At 48.4% G+C, this 20221-nt stretch carries 22 protein-coding genes; 9 read left to right on the top strand and 13 right to left on the bottom strand.

Annotated elements, in window-relative coordinates:
- Positions 1–12: 12 nt before the first annotated feature.
- The 4 genes from clpP to HPY27_RS25065 form a co-directional block, all read right to left on the bottom strand.
- Positions 13–594 carry an ATP-dependent Clp endopeptidase proteolytic subunit ClpP gene (clpP, locus tag HPY27_RS25080; RefSeq protein WP_017247222.1) on the bottom strand — a complete coding sequence of 194 codons (582 nt, stop codon included), beginning with the start codon at positions 592–594 and terminating at the stop codon, positions 13–15.
- Between the two features lie 35 nt (positions 595–629).
- Positions 630–887 (bottom strand): hypothetical protein, encoded by a 258-nt coding sequence (locus HPY27_RS25075; protein ID WP_069851996.1) that lies wholly within the window; start codon positions 885–887, stop codon positions 630–632.
- Positions 884–1477, bottom strand: coding sequence for a winged helix-turn-helix domain-containing protein (locus tag HPY27_RS25070; RefSeq protein WP_017247220.1), 594 nt, complete (start codon positions 1475–1477; stop codon positions 884–886). The genes HPY27_RS25075 and HPY27_RS25070 overlap by 4 nt, the downstream gene beginning before the upstream one ends.
- Positions 1478–1628: 151 nt before the next feature.
- Positions 1629–2387 (bottom strand): MBL fold metallo-hydrolase, encoded by a 759-nt coding sequence (locus tag HPY27_RS25065; RefSeq protein WP_017247219.1) that lies wholly within the window; start codon positions 2385–2387, stop codon positions 1629–1631.
- Positions 2388–2505: 118 nt separating this feature from the next.
- On the opposite strand from HPY27_RS25065, the gene HPY27_RS25060 reads away from it, so the two are divergent.
- The 3 genes from HPY27_RS25060 to HPY27_RS30415 all read left to right on the top strand — a co-directional run bounded on the left by HPY27_RS25060 (position 2506) and on the right by HPY27_RS30415 (position 3469).
- A complete protein-coding gene (locus HPY27_RS25060; RefSeq protein WP_174226255.1) occupies positions 2506–2919 on the top strand; it encodes an Lrp/AsnC family transcriptional regulator in 414 nt (137 codons plus the stop codon).
- Positions 2920–3017: 98 nt separating this feature from the next.
- Positions 3018–3308, top strand: coding sequence for a hypothetical protein (locus tag HPY27_RS25055; protein ID WP_017247217.1), 291 nt, complete (start codon positions 3018–3020; stop codon positions 3306–3308).
- Between the two features lie 26 nt (positions 3309–3334).
- Positions 3335–3469: a hypothetical protein gene (locus tag HPY27_RS30415; protein ID WP_017247216.1), complete on the top strand. Its 135-nt coding sequence runs from the start codon at positions 3335–3337 to the stop codon at positions 3467–3469.
- Positions 3470–3519: 50 nt separating this feature from the next.
- Here the strand turns inward: HPY27_RS30415 and HPY27_RS25050 are convergent, their stop codons facing one another.
- The gene (locus HPY27_RS25050) at positions 3520–3864 is read right to left on the bottom strand and encodes a cupin domain-containing protein (RefSeq protein WP_174226254.1); all 345 of its coding nucleotides are present in this window, start codon (positions 3862–3864) and stop codon (positions 3520–3522) included.
- Positions 3865–4094: 230 nt separating this feature from the next.
- Here HPY27_RS25050 and HPY27_RS25045 point away from each other — a divergent pair, with 230 nt between their 5' ends.
- Both HPY27_RS25045 and HPY27_RS25040 read left to right on the top strand, forming a co-directional pair.
- Complete coding sequence (locus HPY27_RS25045; RefSeq protein ID WP_017247214.1) at positions 4095–5258, top strand: cation:proton antiporter; 1164 nt, start codon at positions 4095–4097, stop codon at positions 5256–5258.
- A gap of 91 nt (positions 5259–5349) precedes the next feature.
- A complete protein-coding gene (locus tag HPY27_RS25040) occupies positions 5350–6483 on the top strand; it encodes a glycerate kinase (RefSeq protein WP_174226253.1) in 1134 nt (377 codons plus the stop codon).
- A 27-nt stretch (positions 6484–6510) separates the two neighbouring features.
- Here the strand turns inward: HPY27_RS25040 and HPY27_RS25035 are convergent, their stop codons facing one another.
- From HPY27_RS25035 to HPY27_RS25010, 6 genes are all read right to left on the bottom strand, one after another.
- Complete coding sequence (locus tag HPY27_RS25035) at positions 6511–8070, bottom strand: glycosyltransferase family 4 protein (protein ID WP_173624121.1); 1560 nt, start codon at positions 8068–8070, stop codon at positions 6511–6513.
- A 17-nt stretch (positions 8071–8087) separates the two neighbouring features.
- Positions 8088–9086 carry a phosphotransferase gene (locus HPY27_RS25030; RefSeq protein WP_017247211.1) on the bottom strand — a complete coding sequence of 333 codons (999 nt, stop codon included), beginning with the start codon at positions 9084–9086 and terminating at the stop codon, positions 8088–8090.
- A 2-nt stretch (positions 9087–9088) separates the two neighbouring features.
- Positions 9089–10216, bottom strand: a complete 1128-nt coding sequence (locus HPY27_RS25025) for a glycosyltransferase family 4 protein (RefSeq protein ID WP_173624122.1) — start codon at positions 10214–10216, stop codon at positions 9089–9091.
- Positions 10217–10353: 137 nt separating this feature from the next.
- Positions 10354–10503, bottom strand: coding sequence for a 50S ribosomal protein L33 (gene rpmG / locus HPY27_RS25020; RefSeq protein WP_007726139.1), 150 nt, complete (start codon positions 10501–10503; stop codon positions 10354–10356).
- Positions 10504–10527: 24 nt separating this feature from the next.
- Entirely contained in the window at positions 10528–11742 is a 1215-nt protein-coding gene (locus HPY27_RS25015) for a GTP-binding protein (RefSeq protein WP_174226252.1), read from the bottom strand.
- A gap of 248 nt (positions 11743–11990) precedes the next feature.
- Positions 11991–12947: a hypothetical protein gene (locus HPY27_RS25010; RefSeq protein ID WP_017247208.1), complete on the bottom strand. Its 957-nt coding sequence runs from the start codon at positions 12945–12947 to the stop codon at positions 11991–11993.
- A gap of 254 nt (positions 12948–13201) precedes the next feature.
- Here HPY27_RS25010 and HPY27_RS25005 point away from each other — a divergent pair, with 254 nt between their 5' ends.
- From HPY27_RS25005 to HPY27_RS24995, 3 genes are read left to right on the top strand one after another with little or no spacing between them, the layout of a single operon-like run.
- On the top strand, positions 13202–14566 hold the full coding sequence (locus tag HPY27_RS25005) for a VCBS repeat-containing protein (RefSeq protein ID WP_026042946.1): 1365 nt from the start codon (positions 13202–13204) through the stop codon (positions 14564–14566).
- Positions 14567–14603: 37 nt separating this feature from the next.
- Complete coding sequence (locus tag HPY27_RS25000; protein WP_017247206.1) at positions 14604–15311, top strand: response regulator transcription factor; 708 nt, start codon at positions 14604–14606, stop codon at positions 15309–15311.
- Positions 15298–16692: an ATP-binding protein gene (locus HPY27_RS24995; protein WP_026042945.1), complete on the top strand. Its 1395-nt coding sequence runs from the start codon at positions 15298–15300 to the stop codon at positions 16690–16692. Before HPY27_RS25000 ends, HPY27_RS24995 begins: the two co-directional genes overlap by 14 nt.
- Positions 16693–16804: 112 nt before the next feature.
- Here the strand turns inward: HPY27_RS24995 and HPY27_RS24990 are convergent, their stop codons facing one another.
- A complete protein-coding gene (locus tag HPY27_RS24990) occupies positions 16805–17437 on the bottom strand; it encodes a nitroreductase family protein (protein ID WP_017247204.1) in 633 nt (210 codons plus the stop codon).
- A 127-nt stretch (positions 17438–17564) separates the two neighbouring features.
- Here HPY27_RS24990 and HPY27_RS24985 point away from each other — a divergent pair, with 127 nt between their 5' ends.
- Positions 17565–18320 (top strand): SDR family NAD(P)-dependent oxidoreductase, encoded by a 756-nt coding sequence (locus tag HPY27_RS24985; protein WP_174226251.1) that lies wholly within the window; start codon positions 17565–17567, stop codon positions 18318–18320.
- Between the two features lie 222 nt (positions 18321–18542).
- On the opposite strand, the gene HPY27_RS24980 is transcribed toward HPY27_RS24985, so the two are convergent.
- Positions 18543–20216 (bottom strand): b(o/a)3-type cytochrome-c oxidase subunit 1, encoded by a 1674-nt coding sequence (locus HPY27_RS24980; protein ID WP_174226250.1) that lies wholly within the window; start codon positions 20214–20216, stop codon positions 18543–18545.
- Between the last annotated feature and the right edge of the window lie 5 nt (positions 20217–20221).

Genomic DNA, 20221 nt, shown 5'->3' with positions numbered 1-20221 from the left:
GCACCTCCAGCTCTACAATTTTTCGATCACTTTATCAATCAATCCGTATTCGAGCGCCTCTGCGGCGGTGAGGAAATAGTCGCGGTCTGCATCTTTTTCGATTTGCTCGACTGTCTTTCCCGTGCGCTCCGCGATGATCGTATACAGCATGTTGCGATGTCGCATGATACGGTCTGCTGCGATCTTGATATCACTCGCCTGTCCTTGACTGCCTCCCCACGGCTGGTGGAGCATGACTTCTGCATTAGGCAGCGCATACCGTTTGCCCGGCGCTCCTGCTACGAGAAGCATCGCGCCCATAGACGCTGCCATCCCCGTGCAGATCGTGGACACCTCAGGTGCTACGAATTTCATGGTATCGATAATCGCCATCCCTGCTGTGACAGAGCCTCCTGGCGAATTGATATAAAGGTGAATGTCTTTTTTCGGGTCTTCTGCTGCCAGGAACAGCAGCTGAGCTACCACTGCATTGGCTACCTGATCATCGATGGCACTGCCGAGAAAAATGATGCGATCCTTTAACAACCGGGAGTAAATGTCATAAGACCTCTCTCCATAACTCGTTTGCTCGACTACTACCGGAATGAGATTCATGAAAAACCCTCCTTCGCTTGTTTACGCTTGAGTTTTTACGCGGCCATACGCATGCTGGTTGCTTGTGGCATTGCGACTGATTTTTTGTTAAATCCAGATGAAACCTGCGTCACCACTGCGGGATTACTCGCCGGACCTACTGACCATGTCTGAACAGCTGCTTCTCTTTCGACCGCAACCCCATTTCCGCTTCGGGCTGGCATGACAATAACCTGATCAGCTTGTGGCTGGATACGATTTTCCCAAATGACTACGGGTTTGGACTTGTTAGACTCTGTCACTTGTGCCTTCATGCCTCGTCTCCTCCTTGTTTTGGATAAACCGCGAGAACGACCTGATACGTCTCTTGTCCCTTTTCTTTTGGCTGATACTTTGCCACAAGCTGATTCACCAGCTGGACGTACTCCTCTACAAAAGCACTGCGCTGTTCCGCACTGGCAAGCTGAATACTCGCGTTCAGTGAGGCACTTGGAACCTCCACCTCTTGATCGGAACGCTCCAGCAAGAGCATGGCATCCCGCTTGATCCGTTCTGCTGTCTGGACCAGATGAGACAACGATCCTTGATCCTTCATTTGCTGAATGGTATCGTTGCCCCAGTTCAGTCCTTCCGAGAGCACATACGTCCGCGCAATCGCCAAATAAAGTACCTCGACAAGATTGCGAACTTGTCGACTTCCTACCCGTCTGACCAATCCGACCTTTTCCAAGGCCTTCAAGTGATAATTGACACGCTGCGGGATTTCATTGATACCACGTGCGACTTCTGCTGCTGAAGCAGGCTCTGCCAAACGGCTTAATATCTCGGCACGGAGCGGGTTCAATAAGGCCATCGCCTGTTCCGGCTTCTCGACTACATATGTTTCCAGTTGTTCGTGCGCCACAACAACACCTCATGACATTAATCATTTACGTAAAAATAGTTTATTACGTTCGTTTTTGTTTGTCAAATGATGGATAAGCCTTTTTTTCGACAACGTCAAAAGCCCCGCTATGACCTGCGGAGCTTTTGGTTTTCATCTATATTCAGTTCGCTCATTGAAAAGAGATGGTTTCGCCATCCTGCGGAACATGTACGCGACCAGATAGCTGTTTTTCCTGCAAACATTCATTCAATTCCTGACGGCTGAGCAAGCAATGGTTCCATGTCTCCATGTGGGCAACAAGAATACGGCTGTCAGGCGCAGTATCTGCGACATGGACGATATCCTCCTTCGTCATCGTGATCGGATCTCCCGTCAAAAAACGGGCCGCACCTGCGAAAACGACGATCACGTCAGGACGATACGCTGCAACAGCCTGCTCCACTTCCTCACACCAAATCGTATCACCCGCCACATACAGCGTCGGCTCACCAGCTCGCTCCAGAACGAAGCCAGATACTGGCCCCATCTGCTGCCCAATTTCCCCTGTTCCGTGTTGACCACTTGTCCGATGCAGGTGAACTCCTTGCCATGTATATTCCTCTTCGATGGCAATGACTTCCTCGAAGCCATGCTGCACCAGCTTGTCTCGATCAGGTGGCTGGCAAAATACAGGCAAATGCTTCGGGAGAAGGCGTATGGCCGCTTCATCCAGATGATCGAAATGGGTATGCGTCACCAAGAGGGCGTCCACTCCAGCGAGTACCTCCTCCACGGATAGGGGCAATTCTACTCCTGGATTCGGGCGCTGATTCGGCGTATTGGGTACTGCTGGCATTTCGCCTTTAGAGCTAAACATTGGATCGATCAAAAATGTCAGCCCTGTATATTTCACGCGCAAGGTAGCATGTCTTACAAGCTGAATCTCCATGTCATTTCTTCCTTTCCTCGTTATCGATATAATGGATGTACGTTTATTGTATAAGGCCGTGAACGGTTGCCGCGAAACGATTGCTGGCTACCGACTTTCGCCGTGAAAGGAGATACACATGCTCGATCAAACCGATCTCTCCATCCTTGCCTTACTACGCAAAAACAGCCGATTGCAGTGGAAGGACATCGGCGAACAGGTCCATCTAAGTGGTCAAGCCGTCGGAAACCGCATTAGACGAATGGAGGAGCAGGGCATTATTCAAGGCTATACAGCGCTCATTGATGAAGCCAAAATCGCCCCAGTCCTCACTGCTCTGGTCACCATGTTCATGACCACTACCGATCATTCACTCTTCACTCGTTTTATCAAAAGCCGCAGCGAGATCGTCGAAGCCCATCGCATTAGCGGAGAAGGCTGCTATACCATGATGGTACATGTGCCAGATCAAGAGGCCCTCAATCATTTTTTAGATGCCCTGCTTCCTTTTGGGAACTACCGTGTCAACCTATCGATTAACAAATTGAAATAGTTGGCAGTTTGGCAATGTATCCGCTCTCATGAATTTTCGGGGTTGCTCGATATTGTGAACAAGAGTAGAATGATGAATACGAAAGGAGGAGAATCGCCATGGAAGATATGCTATTGCTGCTGTTTTCGCTGGAAGATTTCTTCGCCTTGGTCGCGCTTTTTGTAGGATGCTTCACTTCTGCTTATTGTCTCAGACAGTGCTACCTGCAAAACCGGGCTCTACATCAGAACGTCACGGATACGTACCGACCTTCCATTAACACGTTGTTGGTGGAGACTTATCCAATGGCGGCAAGGCAACCGCAGCGCCTTCGCTTATTCAGGCGCATACAGCATACAGACGGCGAAATGGATACATATGGTTCCTTCGTTTTGGATCGCGTAGCGTAACAAACATCCAAAAGGAGGTTGATCATATGATCGCCAAATATATCGGAGAAGTTTTGTTGTTTGTTGTGGGTCTGCCTATTTTCGCTTATCAAACATTCGAAGGAATGCACGCATTGGCAGATATCTTCGCACAAATGTCCGATTTCACCAATTTCAAATAAGCTTGACGCATATAAAAGCCTGACCGCTTCTTTTGACGGTCAGGCTTTCTTTAATCTGTCTGGATACGGTCTCCTCTTGTTGTCGGCTGCGAGATCACAAGAAACTCTACATCCTCTGCTCCCTCGTTTTTCATCTGGTGTTTGACTCCCGGTGGCACTTCTACGCCTTCCTGCCTGCCAAACACATGACGCACGCCATCCACTTCCAGCATAGCCTGTCCTGACAGTACGAAGAAAAACTGACGCGACCGCTCGTGATAATGGCGCACTTCTGCGGTATTTCCGGGCATCCGCTCATGAATGACGCTGAGCTCTTGGCCTTTGACCAGATGCCAGCCATCGCATTGATCGCCCCAATGATAATGCTCTGCATTCTCTTTGCTGATTTTCGCCATGCCTGCTCCTCCTCCGGTTTTTTGCTCTATCTTCACACGCTGAGGAGCATTTGTCACCAAGTGTTTACTTTTTCGGCCCAGTATGTTAAAATATTCGTGTATTGTAAGTGAATATTTGATTCGTTACTGGAGGAGCCTGTCATCATAGGGTTCTTTTTGTCTTTTTTAGCCGACAAAAAGAAAGCTGTGATCGCGGGCTCTTTTTTATTTCGTAAAAAGGGGGAAACCACATGCTTATTTTTCAGCTGGCTGTCATTTTGATCGCCTCCAAAATCGCTGGTGACATCAGCGTGCGGCTGGGACAGCCATCCGTTTTGGGGAAACTGCTCATCGGTATCGTTTTAGGTCCTACGGTTCTCGGGCTGGTCACAGACACAGAAATCCTCAAGGAAATTAGCCAAATCGGGGTTATCCTGCTCATGTTTATCGCGGGCTTAGAGACTGATATTGATGAGTTCAAACGCACCGCCAAGTCTTCAACCAGCGTAGGCGTCGCAGGGATTGTCATGCCGCTTGCACTCGGTTATGGTGCCGGGATTGCGATTGGTCTCTCCAACATCGAAGCGATCTTCCTGGGCCTATTGCTCTCTGCTACCAGCGTGAGTATTTCCGTACAAACGTTGAAGGAATTGGGCAAGCTAAAATCAAGAGAAGGTGCAACGATCATGGGAGCCGCTGTTATTGATGACGTTTTGGTTATCTTGGCACTCGCTTTCTTGATGAGCTTTGCTGGCGGCGACGTAAATCTCGGCATGGTGGTTTTGAAAAAGGTCGCGTTTTTTGCCATCGTTATCGTTCTCTCTTGGAAGGTTGTCCCTTGGATTTTGAAAAAATTTGCTCCGTTGCAGGTCACAGAATCAGTCATTTCCGCAGCGCTTATCATCTGTTTCCTGTTCGCATATTTTGCTGAATATACAGGGGTTGCCGCCATCATCGGTTCCTACATCGCCGGTGTTGCCATCAGCTTGACCAATTACAAGCAAGAAGTGACGCACAAGGTCGAGACCATCAGCTACGCGGTTTTCGTGCCAGTATTCTTCACCTCGATCGGGGTAACGGCACAGTTCTCTGGTATCTGGGACAATCTCGGACTGATTGTGCTCCTGAGCGTCATCGCGATTGTTTCCAAGCTCATCGGTGGTGCTTTTGGTGCAAAAATCACAGGCTTCCCATGGAAAAACTCGATGGCCATTGGTGCAGCGATGGTATCCCGTGGGGAAGTGGCACTCATTATCGCCGCAATTGGTCTGGAGAGCAATTTGCTCACACAAGACATGTTTGCCGTCCTGATTGTCGTCGTACTCTTGACGACCATCGTCACTCCACCGATGATGAAATGGTTCTTCTCGAAAACGGCACAGCCAGAAGAAATAGCATTGAAAAAGAACGCCTAACACAATCAAGACTGTTTCTCGTCTAGACGCGGGGGACAGTCTTTTTTATGATGGAAAAAATACCCTCTTTACTGATAGGAGGAACACTGGCATGAAAATTGTAATCGCTCCGGACTCCTTTAAAGGTAGCCTGACTGCCAAACAAGTAGGCGAAGCCATTCGCTCAGGTATTCGACGCGTACTCCCGCAAAGTGAACTCCTCGTGAAACCGATGGCTGACGGCGGCGAAGGTACCATGCAATGCCTGGTCGATGCCACAGACGGAAGAATACTGACCGCCACCGTAAACAACCCGCTCGGACAGGACATTTCTGCTGAATTCGGCATTTTGGGTGACGGTGTAACCTGTGTGATCGAAATGGCTGCTGCCTCTGGTCTTTACTTAATTTCTGCTGCAGCTCGCAACCCGCTTGTCACGACGACCTATGGCTTTGGTCAATTGATTACGGCCGGACTGGATCAAGGCTGCCGCAAGTTCATCCTGGGACTGGGTGGCAGCTCTACCAATGACGGAGGCGCTGGCATGCTCCAGGCTCTCGGATTTTTGCTACTCGATCAAGACGATCAGCCCCTCTCTTTTGGAGGTGGTGAATTATCACGACTGAGCCGTATTGATACGAGTCAGGTTGATATGCGGCTGACTGACTGTCAGTTCGTCATTGCGTGTGATGTCACCAATCCTTTTGTTGGACCCAATGGCGCTTCTCACGTTTTCGGCCCGCAAAAAGGAGCCACACCGGAAATGGTCCTGCAATTAGATGATCATTTGCGCCATTTCGCTGACTTGATCGAAGAGACCCGCGGCATCGCCATTCACGATTTGCCTGGGACAGGTGCTGCGGGCGGTGTCGCTGGTGCCCTTCTTGCTTTTCTGAATGGCCAGCTGCGTTCTGGGATTGAGATTGTGATCGAGACGACCGGACTCGCGGAAGCCATGGACAAAGCCACTCTGGTGATCACAGGTGAGGGACAAGTCGACTTCCAGACGGCCCAAGGAAAGACGCCATGTGGAGTTGCCCAAGTCGCAAAACGATACGGCATTCCCGTCATCGTCCTCGCTGGTTCCATTGGAACTGGCATCGACGCCCTTTATGAAAAAGGCGTTTCTGCCGTTGTCAGCATCACCAACAAACCGATGACGCTGGATCAATCAATGCGCGAAGCTGCCTCGCTCTTGGAGCAGACAGCCGAACAAGTTATGCGGATTTATAGCCTGAAATCCTGATCTGCCACTTCCTTTATTATTGTGCTACTACTCCTCATCAGCATTTTGTTGACCGTATATGAGTGCATCGACAAGCCTTTGATATCCAATATCGGAGAAGAATTCGAAAGTGACTTCGGCGGGATCGTCACTCCCATCGGACTCGTCATCATTTTCGGTACGCAGATCGGCAAGATTTTGGAAATCTCGGGTGCTAAAACAGCTCAACCCAGATCGACTGCCGCTCTCTTCATTACCTTCCCCATTGTCAGGCCCCTCTTGCCGTCGCTCGGGTTGAACGCCAGGCTGGGTACCGTGCTGATCTGGCAAATCTTGATGGCCAGGGCTATCGGCAACGTTGCAATGGTCGTCAGTCATGTTAACGCCACGTATTTCGGGGTTGTATCCCACTTCTCCACCATGAACTTGACTACCGCGTATCGTGTCCAGAAATTGGTCAAACTTGTGGAAGGTATTGTTGTGGTTGCCTTTTTGGAGCTCATCCTGTTGTAAAGCTTTTTCAGACTCGTAAATCTGGTTAAGTCTAGCAGCTGTGGCACTCCAACTAAACTTTTCCAAGGCAATTTGACGAGCTTCTTGCTTCATTTTCAAATACAGGGGCTTATTCATGATCAGCAAACAAATCGCATCGGCGAAGGCTTGCGGATTTTTATATTGTTTGATCAGCAATCCAGAACGGCCATGCTCAATGATTTCTTTTATGCCCCCGTTTTTCGAGGCTACGACTGGCAATCCGGAGGACATCGCTTCGACGTTAACAAGGCCGAACGATTCATGTTTTTGCGAAGGACAAATAAACAGATCGGCTTTTCTAAAAACGCGGTGGATACTACGATGGGGGACCGTACCTAGAAATTCGGCATGTACGCCAAATTTACGAGAGAGCGACTGCAATTGCCTTGCATATTTACTTGTTGGTGATCCTCCTGCAATCATTACTTTGACAGGCTGGGCTATCTGCCTTTTCACAAGCTTAGCTGCTTGAAGCAATACGGGAATGCCTTTACGTGGAATAAGCCTGCCCGCGAACAATAAGGTGAAGGCACGGGGATGAGAGGTTTTTTGAATAGGGGAAAAGCGAGATGTATCGACTCCAAGCCATGCAACCCGGATTTTTCTCGACATGCTAGGAAAACGAGCAGAAAGCCGACTTTCAAGCGATGAACTGTTGGTGATAATCAAGTCCGCTTTTCGTAATCCGGCCAAGGTCTCTGCCCGGCTGGTATGGGGAGAATTGACAAAAGTCAGCGAGTGAAGATACAAGGACACAGTCGCATTCGGAAACATCGATTTAATCTGCCTGACGAACTCCGGACGGTTATCAATTTGCAAAACGTCAAATCGGCGTTTTATTAGGATTTTTTTCACATGGGTCAAATATTTCGCAGGACTGCCGGTAGGAACGCGATAAATGTGCACCCCATCTATAAAAGAATACTTCGGATAACGAGGATGCGCTCTACTGATAATCGAGACCGAATGCCATTTACTCAATTCCTTGGCAATCGCCAGAATTGTAATCTCGACGGACCCCCCAAGAATGGGGGGGACGGGGATTTGCTCGGGGGCGATGATGACGATTTTCATACCGAACACTCTCCTGTTTAAGAGCTATGACTGGCAGCGTACTCATCAAGTTCCTGCAAAAAAGGGCCGATTCTCCTCTCTGAATCAAGTGCCCATCGTAACCGCTTCATGGTAAACGGGATTCTTTTGAATGGGGACAGTACTAAAAATGTCGAGAACGGAAATCGCAGCCAGGCACCAATCAGTTTATATTCGCTTTTGTTTAGTGTGGTAACCTGACGATAACCATCCAGAATAGCTTTGGCAATGGAAAAATCCCATTGATAATCTTTGCATGAATTATAAATGATGCGATATAAATCATAGGCTCGCAGATCGACATGCAAGGTTTCAAAGTCGATCAAGTAGGTACCTTCATCATTGAGAATAAAATTGCTCGGTCCCCCATCACCATGACATAGGACTCCATGTTTACGCGGATTGCGACGGCAATTGTTATATTCGCTGCTATTCAATAATGCTTCCGCTTGTCTCGAGTAACGCATGATTTCCGCCCGGTGCTGTTTGAGAAAACGGTTAATAGGCAGGCTAAAGCCATTTCTCTTCGCTTTTGCCATCTTGTTTTGTATATATCGGTGCCTGTTACCTAAAGTGGCGTACCATGTCCCAATCTGACTGTAAGCAAAATTCCCAATTAGAGCTGTACGTCCAGCCTCATGAAAACGTGCCAACGCAGCACCGCATCCCCTCATATCCGCTAAATTGCGCGGCGAGGGTTTCCTCCCCAAAATCCAGGGAGTTAGTACAAAAACCTCTCCTTTTCTCGAGAGTTGATAGGTATTGCGGCCCTCTGGCATCTTAGGGTTGCGCCACGCCAAAAGCGATCCTTCCTGCCGGACCCGTATCAGCATCCGGTCAACCCACCGTATTCGAGCCACTCCTTTTGGCATCCGCTTTAAGCTGAACGTCCGGCCCCCTGGCGTTACAATCCGATAGATTCCTCCTCGAATTTTCTTTTGTTGGCGTACCCGAACCCCAAACTGTTTGGCTATACCGGTAATGGCTTGTTTGCTCATTGTCATTCCGCCTTGTTCAGGTTTGTAAACAATGATTGATATTGAAGTGCAATCGAAGACCATTTATATCGTGCGGCAGTTGACTGGGCATTGCGTACTCTATTTTCCGCTAGGTCCGGATTATTCCAAAATGCTTTAACGGCTCGAGCTATCCTGGTGCTATTGACTGTGGAAATAATTTGGGCATTTTGATCGTTTACAAATTCCTTTAATCCTCCCGACAAGGTCGAAATAAGTGGTACACCATTTGCCATCGCTTCCAATGCAACCAAGCAAAACGATTCTTTTTTACTTGGAACAATAACGGCACCGTAAGAAGCGTACATCTGTTGCACGGCTCCGTATTTGCTCTGTTTGACCCAGCGAATTCTCTTTGTAACGCCAACTCGTCTTGTAAGGGCTTTGAGTTTTCTTTGATAGCTGGCATTTCCGCTTCCTACAATGGTCAAATGTACCCGTTTATGTTCTCGTGACAGGAGGCCAATGGCTTTTATTAAGGCATCGATCCCTTTGGAAGGAATCAGTCTACCTACGTACAGCAATTTAGTCGGGGCAGATTTTGACTGCTTGGTTATCGGTTTCACACCGTGCGGGATAACAGAAAATTTATGGATAGTAGTATGAGGATAACGTCTCCTTGTTGCACCTATTTGCCACCTGCTCGGCACAATGATTTGACTTGCACTCCGAATCAATTTTGTCTGGTTTTTCCCAAACGGCGAATAGATACCTTGAGAGGCTAGAGAGTGGCATGAATAGACAACTGGCACATGAAACCGGGCTTTGGCTATTTTGGAAGTATCCGCAAATTCCGTACTATGCACATGAATGATATCAGGTTTGACGAATCCCACTTTGGACATCGCGTACAAGACGGATTTCGCTTTGAAAGATTGTTTTGTGCGATTAAAGTAACGAGGAGCTTTTGGAAATCGAAGAATGCACAAATTTTCGTTCGGCTTTGATATCGTCAATCGATTGGATTTTCCGGTGCATAGAACCGTTACCTCCACATCATTCCTACTCAACTCTCTAGACAAGTGAGTAGCGACGATCCCTAGCCCTCCGATTATTTTGGGCAGATACTCATTCGTCATGACCAACACTTTCAGCTTGTTTTCGTTCTCCAAATAGTACCCTCCTCGTATACTCGCTTTTATCGCATCGCGCATCCGGGAAGAATTCATCATGACACAAATATATTTTATGTCCGGTTGATAAGAAGGTGTTGGGCAGGGTGCCTATGGTCTTCAGACATTTTTTGAAATCACTTAGTTTCCCTATGAAGGGTATAGCGTTTTAGACGCGGGGAGTATTTTTTCAGTTCTAATCGTTCGGGATGATTCCGCTTGTTTTTGGATGTGATATAGTTGCGGTCTCCGGTTTCAGTGCATTGCAGGGTAACGTTCACGCGCATGGATGTCAGCCTCCTCTTTTTTGGTTACAATGTCGTCTCGATTACAGCATCTGCTGTCGGGAGTGGGTCGGGCAGCTTACTCCAGTCCGCCTCGTATTCCTCATCGTTCAGGAGACATGCATCGAGCTGCTTCACGATTTGCTCCTGGTTCAGATCGATCCCGATAAAGACGAGCTCAATAGTTCGATCCCCATGTACGGGATGCCATGTTTGCTGCCAGTCTGGCTCTTCTACCAGAATGACTTTTTGCTCTTCTGCCGATAACGCTGCTGTCCAATAGCCAGCCGTTCCGATTTCAATGGATGGCCCCGCCTGGCTGAGTGACATCGCCACGTCATTTCGTGTCGCCAACCAGAAAAAGCCTTTGGCACGCACGACCTCCTCAGGCCACTCCTCCAACCACTTTTCTAAACGGGCTGGATGAAACGGCCTGCGACTGCGATAAACGAAGGAGGAAATTCCGTACTCGTCCGTCTCAGGTGTATGCTCTTCCTTTTGCAGCTCAGCAATCCATCCCGCTGATTGACTGGCAGCCTCGAAGTCGAACAGGTTGGTATTCAAAATTTCTTGCGGGTCTACCTGCCCACGAACAGCGCGGATGAAGCGGGCATTTGGCTGTAGCTTGCGCAGAACGGCTTCCAGCTGTATTAAATCGTCTGGAGCGACACGATCGCATTTGTTCAGGATCAACACATCACAGAATTCAATCTGGTCGATTAAAAGATCCGCCACCTCACGGGTATCCTCTTCGCCAACTGCCTGCCCTCTGTCCAAAAGGTTTTCGCCAGACGAAAAGTCATGCCAGAAGCGGTATGCATCCACTACGGTCACCATCGTGTCCAAGCGGCACAGCGACGATAAATTGATGCCATTTTCTTCGTCAACGTATGTGAAAGTCTGGGCGACAGGAACCGGCTCGCCTACTCCCGTCGATTCAATCAATATGTAGTCATACCGTCCTTCCAAAGCCAGACGCTCTACCTCTGTCAGCAAATCCTCTCGCAAGGTGCAGCAAATGCAGCCATTCGAGAGCTCCACTACCTTTTCGTCCACGCGTGAAAGACCACTGCCCGAGAGGATCAGAGAGGCGTCTACGTTTACTTCGCTCAAGTCGTTAACGATCACGGCGACTCGTAGCCCGTCCCGATTGTTCAGGACATGGTTCAGTAGCGTCGTTTTGCCCGCTCCCAAGTACCCGCTCAGGACTGTGACGGGGATTTTCGTTTCGTTCATGTTCATGCTGGGTTCTCCTTTTTATTTTACTCAAAGCGTAATTATTACGATTTGTTTGTTATCATAGCGCATCAAATTATCCGAAGTCAATACAAATCGTAATAATTACGATTTAAATACCGGAGAATAACCTTATTTCTCCTTTCGGAATGACTTTTCACGAATACGCCTGCAAAATGGCTAATGCCTACAAATTTGTATTAAAAAAAATCAGCCAGATTTCACTCTGACTGATTTCCTCCACACCTACTCCATTATTGTTTTTTCGCCTTATTCATCCCAATCGCTTCCCCATAAACCCCAATAACTGGCTGGTACGCCTCACGATCATTTAATTTCCCCTGCTCGACGACTGGCTGCAGGCTATTTTCTTTCCATGTAAGCTGACTGTATACATGACCTGTCGCAGTCGGCATCGTGACGAGGATGTCTTTTACCTGATCGTCATTGCCATTCGTGATGGCGAGCTTCGGAAGAACACCGCTGTCTCGTTTTCCTACAGAGATAAACGTCTGGTGATTATCCTTCCCTCCGCGAACCACGACACGCAGGTTATGGGCCGTCTGATTCATCGATACGCCCATCTTATCGCCTACGAGCAAAATGTGATCCTTAATATTGTCTCCGGTCACATCTGCATACTTCGAATCAAGGACAAAGGTACTATCGTTGCCCAAATTGAAGCCGCTATTGATCGTCACATCTGGCGACGGCATATTGTCCCAGTCTGCTTTTTGAACCGATACCTGTAAAAGCTGCGGCTGTTTATTGACGATGTTCCACACACTGGTCGCCACTGCCAAGCGATCCTCCGTATTCAGCCCCCACAAGGTTTGCTTGCCTATATAACGCAGGTTGCCTTTCGTATCCCGGAATGGCACCAACTCCACCAGCTTTTGCGTATATCCATCGGTTGCCTTTTGCAGCTTTCCATTGGCATGATAAATCCCTTGCCTCACGTACGTAGCCTTATTGTCCGATATATCTACTGTACTCGTCGCTTTCGTTTTTGCATTCGTTACTTTTGCCACAAATCCATCGATAAATTGTATGCTGAACGGGATATTTTGCTCTGGTTGCAATAAAACTACTGGCGCGTACGCTTGCGATTGGATTCCACTCGCTTGAACCGGGTCAGCCCCAACGCCCGAAGCCATGAGAACTGCGCCGCTGCAAAGAACTGCCGCCATCGTTTTGTGCCATGCTTTCATCCTATTCTCCTCCTTCGTATAGATAACATCCAACTCCGATCCTACATTTTTAAACGAAATTGTTAGGTCATTTGTTGCTAGTAATATACTCCCTGTTCTTTCGCACTTTTTTCCTGTATAAGGAAGCTAAGAGCACGTTCGTTCGTTCATGAAAAGCTCGAAAACGGGTTTTTTTACCGTTTTGCAACAATTTTGCTGGATGGGCAAGCTACAATATAGTCAAATGGATGCAGCAACAGAAAGGAACATTTGAAATGAAAAAGGCTTGGCTCGTAACGACAGCACTCTGCGCCTCGCTTGTTAGCGGTTGCGGACTCACAGATACACCCAATGAATTGATGCGCGCCCCGTCAGCAGACGGCGATCAAAAATCGATCAATCAGGCCGTCATGCAATTTTTGCCGGCTGGGTCACAATTATCTGTTCCTCTACATCCCGCAGAAGCTAGTGCCGTCTCCCTACAGGATCTAAACGGAGATGGGATTGCGGAGGTCGTCGCTTTTTACAAAACAGAAAAAACCGACTACGAAATCGGTGTGCTTGTGCTTACCCAAAAGCAAGGAAACTGGGAAAAGCTCTCCTCCTTTACTGGTGTCGGCAGCGAATTGGATTACGTCTCCTTTCAAGATCTCACAGGTGACAAAGTTCCGGATATGCTGATTGGAATGGGTGGCGGCGAAGATTTGAACAAGGAACTCTCCGTTTATTCGCTAGCGAATAATATGACTCAGGAATTGATGAAGCAGCCCTATTCCATTATGGCAGTAGGTGATTTGACAGGAGATGATCACGCGGATCTCGCTCTCGTTGTTCTCGATAAAAATAACTTCACATCCAAAGCCGAGCTGTATGGGGCGGCGAGCGGTACAATCGCTAAAAAGACTGAGTTAGCCCTAGACGGATATGTAAATGGTTATTATCAGGCTATCATCGGAAAAGCATCGCCAACCCGAAACGGACTATTTATTGATGCTGGATTAGGTGCTCACTCTGCTTCTACTGAACTACTCCTCTGGGACAATGGACAACTCTCCAACCCTTTGGCAAAAATAGAAGGAGAGATGGATCTGACCTTCAAGCCATATTCTTTGGAAAGTGAAGATATCAACGGTGACGGCATCATCGAGATCGGCACGAAAATACAACCCGCTGGGACAGAGGATTTGGCCATGGCAGAAATCCCTTGGGTCTCCTCCTACTTCCAATGGGACGGGAAAACGGGCTTGAAACACATCGAGGATCATTATCAAAATTACACACAAGGTTTTGACCTCAAGATTCCGGCAAAATGGGGCGAAAAATACACCATCTCCATCAACCATGATACGAATCCGTTTCTCGTCCGATTCCTTTATTACGGAGCGAATGGAAAAAATAAGGCAGAATTACTAACGCTGCAAAGCATCCCCCAAAACGAATGGGTGAAATTTGAAAACGGTTTGAAGCAAAAACAAGTTCCCTACATTTTGCTGAAGGAAGAGGGAAAACAAGTCTTAATCGCCATTTTACCGCAAACGACACCTACCCTTGGAAAGGCTGCCCTCGCGGAATATCGATCGATGCAGCTTACCGCAGAGGAAGTTCGTCAGCTCTACAAACCGATAACGAGCCGGGAATAAAGTGAAATAGTAAATCCTTATCAAGGAGATTTGCCCTATGAAGGTTCTATTACTGGAAGACGAGAAATCCATCCGAGATTTTGTGCGCATTAATCTCAAACGCGAGGGCTATGAGGTAATCGAGGCTGGCACCGGAGAAGAGGCACTTGATCTCGCAGATCAACAATCGGACATCGTCATTGCCATTCTCGACGTCATGCTCCCCGGCATTGATGGCTTCGAAGTATGCGGGCAGCTGCGCAAAAAATATCCGCGTCTCGGGATCATTATGCTGACAGCTAAAAGCCAGGAGCTGGACAAAGTCATGGGTCTCGAATTCGGAGCAGACGATTACGTCTCCAAGCCATTTAGCCCTGCGGAACTGCTAGCCCGTGTCAAAGCGTTGCACCGCAGATTGACACCCATTCCTGAGGCTGAGGACAAAAATGAAATTAACATTGCCCCCTTCACGCTGTTGCTCGATGAACGCAAGCTGATTCGGGTGGAACAAGAAATTGACCTCACGCCAAAAGAATTTGCCATCATCAAACTACTCGCTGAAAATGCGAACAAAGCCATCAGTCGCGACGAGATTTTGACAGCAGTTTGGGGTCAATTTTTTGTCGGGGACTTAAAAATCGTGGATGTGAATATCCGCAGAATCCGGCAAAAAATTGAGGACGATCCAGCTCATCCAGCTTTCTTGGAGACAGTCTGGGGGTATGGCTACCTGTGGCGAAAGGACGTCCCCGATGAAAGGCATTAAGAGTAGGCTGGTTCTTCATTTCGGCCTGATCCTCCTTTTAATCGTACTGCTCTTGGAAGGACTGTTTTACTGGGCCGTTCATACGTATTACATCGGGACTGCGACCGAAGCATTAGTGACCCGCAGCACGACCTTCACCAATTTTATTAACAAGTACGCCACTGGCTATCGGTTAAAAGACAAAGCACGCTACATCTTGGAAAATGTTTCGAATCAGGAATACGCCAAAATTGAGGTCTTGGACCCAGGAGGAAAAGTCATTCTCAACTCCTACGGCTTTCAGACCAGCGAGATCATCAATACCCCTGACGTCATGGATGCCATCAAGGGACAAAGTGGTCTCTACATCGGGAAAAGTCCACAGTCGCGGGAGCGTGTCATCGCGGTGTCCAATCCACTAACGTACAGCGGAGAATTTGTAGGCGTTCTGCGATACACGATCTCCGCTGAACCGCTCTATCAAGCAGTCAATCGCATTGCCTTGTACGGGGCAGGCGTTGGGACAAGCGTAGTCGTCCTCGCTTTTGCGCTCAGCCTACTCATGGCAAAACGAATCGTCGACCCTATCGAAGATTTAACGAATGCGGCTAAACAAATGGCGGAAGGAAATTTCGCTGTCCGCGCGCCAAAACGATTCGATGATGAGGTAGGAACCCTCGCGGACACTTTCAATTACATGGCAGCGGAGATCGGGAAAAACGAAAAGCTGAAAAATGACTTCATCTCCTCTGTCTCCCATGAGTTGCGTACCCCACTTACGTCGATTAAAGGATGGGGCGAAACGCTCATTTCGGGCGGTTTGGAGGAGCCTGAAGAGACGATGCTCGGTCTGGAAGTTATCTCCAAGGAGACAGATCGTTTGATCGGGCTCGTCGAGGAATTGCTCGATTTCTCGAAGTTTCAATCCGGTGAGATGAAATTGTCCCGCGAACGCATGGATGTCCGAGAGCTTCTCAATGATTTGCATCTTCAATTTTCAGTACGTGCCAATGCGAAACAAATCGAGTTGAAGCTAGAGACTCCCCCTACCCCACTCATGGTTTTGGGAGACCCGAATCGGCTGAAGCAAGTTTTTGTGAATCTATTGGACAACGCATTGAAATTCACGCCACAAAATGGCTCGATCGTCATCGCAGCTTCCTTGTCAGGCGATAGGCTCCTTGTCACCGTCACGGATACTGGTGAAGGCATTAACCCGGAAGACCTGCCGCATGTCACAGAAAAGTTTTTCAAGGGACGCTCCAAGCTCTCCGGTAGTGGTCTGGGATTGGCGATCTGCAAAGAGATCATTCAACTCCATGCCGGGCGGTTTTCGGTCAGCAGCGCCCTTGGTCAAGGAACATCGATTATGGTGGATTTACCTTTGTTGGCGAATCAATAAGGCAGGAAGAGCGAATAGCTCTCCTGGAGAAGATTTGACAAAAAAACTCACCCTTGCCGCATTGAATATGAGGCGTGGATGAGTTTTTTGCTGTTGGAACACGATATCGATATTAGAAGCTGTTTTGAATGACCAGTTCGTCCAGGCCAAAACGGGAAGTTGAATAAGCTTGCACGCTTGCTTTCCCCAAAGTCAGCATGAGTGTTGGCAAATAGCGGGATGGGATGTTCAGCTCTTTAATGAGCGCATCGCGGTTGTAGCCACCCATTGGGCACGTGTCGTACCCTTTTGCTTTTGCCGCCAGCATGAGCTGCATCGCTGCATAGGATGAATTACGGATTGCTTCATCACGCGCGATTTCTGGGTTGTTATTGTAAGCCCCTTCGATTTGCGCGATCATAGTCTCACGCACTTGCTCTGTAACGTATCCTTTTGCCAATGCTTCATCATAAACAGGGCGAGCAGACTTATAAGCCTCCAGATCGCCGAGAATGATGATGGTAGCATAAGCATCCACTACCTGCTGCTGATTGTATGCGATTGGGAGCAGTTTTTCTTTGATAGCCGGATCAGTCACGACAAGAAAACGCCAATGCTGCAAATTCCAGGACGATGGCGCACTTGCTGCAAGACGCAGGATTTCGTTCAGCTCGCCTTGTGGAATTTTTTCATTCGGATCGTATTTACGCACGCTGTGACGGGCTTCCATTACCTGTTCAGCGGTAATTTTCAGTTCTGTATTCATGGTTGAATCTCCTCCATACTGTATAGTACGCTGTTAAAAAGATACTACTTACTTTATTATCGTTACGAACATTTTGCAATTACTTTTTTCATTTCGCTTCATACTCTATTGTTTGGAGGCACTCTCGATGAAATACACGGATAACATTGTCATCGTCACTGGCGGTGGCCAAGGCATTGGACGGGCTATTGCCACCATGTATGCTGCCGAAGGTGCACATGTCGTCATCGCCGATTACAATCGCGCAGCGGGAGAAGAAACGGCCTCGCTAATCAACACGACAGAAGCAGTGAAAGGCACAGCCCACTTCGAGCACATTGACGTCAGCGTGCCAGCGCAGATCGAACAATTGATGAGAACCGTCGATGAACGCTGGGGACGCCTCGATGTTTTGATCAACAACGCGGGCTTGTCCGTATGGGAATCCCCCTATGAACTGACCGTCGAAGCGTGGGACCATATCTTGAACACGAATTTGCGGAGTGTCTTTCTCGCATCGAGAGAAGCAGCCAAAATCATGCGTCGCCATGGTGGAGGCGCTATCCTTAATCTTTGTTCGACGCGGGCGCACATGTCCGAGCCACATTCAGAGGCATACGCGGCTTCCAAAGGAGGCATATTATCCTTAACCCATGCGCTTGGTGTCTCACTCGGCCCCGATGGAATTCGTGTCAATGCGATCTCTCCCGGCTGGATTGAACATCGCGATTATGCCGCTCTTCGCCCCGGGGATCATGCCCAGCATCCGGCAGGTCGCGTAGGTACACCCGATGATATTGCCCGTGCGTGCCTATTTTTGACGCAAAAGGACAACGATTTCATTACGGGTACTGAGCTGATTGTAGATGGCGGAATGACCCGCAAGATGATATATGAGCCATAAGCTAAACCAATGTCCTCCCTCTTGAATATGTTGTGCTAACAAGAGAAAAAGGAGGAGTTGTATGCCATTTGAAGAGGAAGACCTCAGAATTCTCGCCCTATGGCTTTTGGCAATCGGGTATCTGATTCTTGCCTTTACCGAATTGGCAGCGCTAGAGCTTTTTTAAAAAAGAAGGGCCGCTCGCTTCCAAACGGAATGAGCGGCTTTTTCGTACGTATCGTCTTACCAAGTCACAAAAGGCGGCGAGCCTGGTGCCTGGTGCTGAATTTGTTCCAAAATCGGATAACCGTAGGCGAGAATTATCAGGAAGGCAACGAGTCCGATCCATACAGGCCAACGCTCCAAAATTTTTGGAACCTCTTGCGTTGTCTCTGTCTCGGCAATCGGATATTCTGTATTCCCTTTTGGTGCGTAGAAAGTCAGATACAGCAAGATGGCGATCAAGAGAATCGCGGATACGAACAGCAGTCCGCCACCAAACGCCATTACACGTTGATAATCCATCCAGCCCAAAGCTAACGGGTGGTCCATATACGTCGTGTAATCTGTGCGGCGCGGAGCCCCTTGCAAGCCCATTGCGTGCATGGCGAGCGACATCAGGAACATTCCTACTGCCCAGAATACCGTTTGTACCATTCCCATGCGATTCGCAGTCTTGGTCAACTGACGTCCAGTCAATGCAGGTATCAGCCAAAAGCTGACGCCGAAGAAAGTGAGCGCCACCGCAGCTCCTACGGTGATGTGGAAGTGACCCGTAACCCAAATCGTATTGTGTACGACCGCGTTAATCTGGTTACTTGCGTTAATAATTCCCCCAGCTCCGCCAGGAATGAAGAACAGCATCCCAACAAATGGAGCGAAGAAGCGTACATCTGTCCACGGCAGTTTTTTCAACCATCCGAAAAGACCAACACCACCTTTTTTACGTCCGGTCGTTTCAAAAACCGCAAACATCGAGAAGGCTGTCATCAACGACGGGATAACGACGATCAGCGTCAATGTCACGTGTATCATTTTCCATGCTGGCGAAATTCCTGGCTCCATCAATTGATGGTGGAACCCGACTGGGATGGAGAACAAGAGCAAGCTGAGAAAGGCAAGTCGACTGAGCGAATCACTGAAGACATGACCGCCAATGATTCTTGGTAAGCATACATACCACGCCATATAAGCAGGTAGTAGCCAAAAATAAACGAGTGGATGACCGAAAAACCAGAACAGCGTACGGCTGAGCATGACGTTAATCGTTGGAACCAGCCCGAGTGACCACGGGATAAGTTGGAACAGAACCTCAACCGCTACAGGAATTGTCGCTGTAATCCACAAGACATAGGTAGTCACACCCATGAAGACGAACAACGGGGACATTTTCCCTTTATTTTCACGTTTCCATTTACGATAGCTGGCAAAAACCCCGAATCCCGCTAGCCAGCTACCTACTACGAGCAAGGCAGAACCAATGTAAAAGTACGGAGATGCTTTCAGTGGTGCGTAAAACGTATAAAGGACAGAGGCTTCATTCAGCAGAATAGTGACAACAGCCATCAACGTCCCTATCGTCATGAGAATCCAGCCGGCCCATCCAAATTTTAGAGCGGCTCCGTGCAAGGAACCACCTGTTGTGCGGGCGACTCCTGAGAAAATAAATCCGACGATGAAGTACGTGGTAAAAATAAGTGCCATCAATACGCCGTGGGCGGTCAAAATTTGATAGTAATTTGTCCAGCTCGGCAGTTCCATGATTCCACCGCGAACCATGCCCTGTACCATCCCTGCCACAGCTGCCAATCCGAATGCAATATAAGCTACCCACACATAGGCCAAACTAAGTGTTGCCGCAGAACGCTGAACCGGAACATGGGGGAGTGTATCGTCGATCTTCCGTGCGATTACCATAGGAT

The sequence above is a fragment of the Brevibacillus sp. HB1.1 genome (genome assembly GCF_013332445.1).
GTDB classification, from domain to species: domain Bacteria; phylum Bacillota; class Bacilli; order Brevibacillales; family Brevibacillaceae; genus Brevibacillus; species Brevibacillus porteri.
Note: the sequence above shows the minus strand (reverse complement) of the source record. Positions and strands in the feature narration are given on the sequence as shown.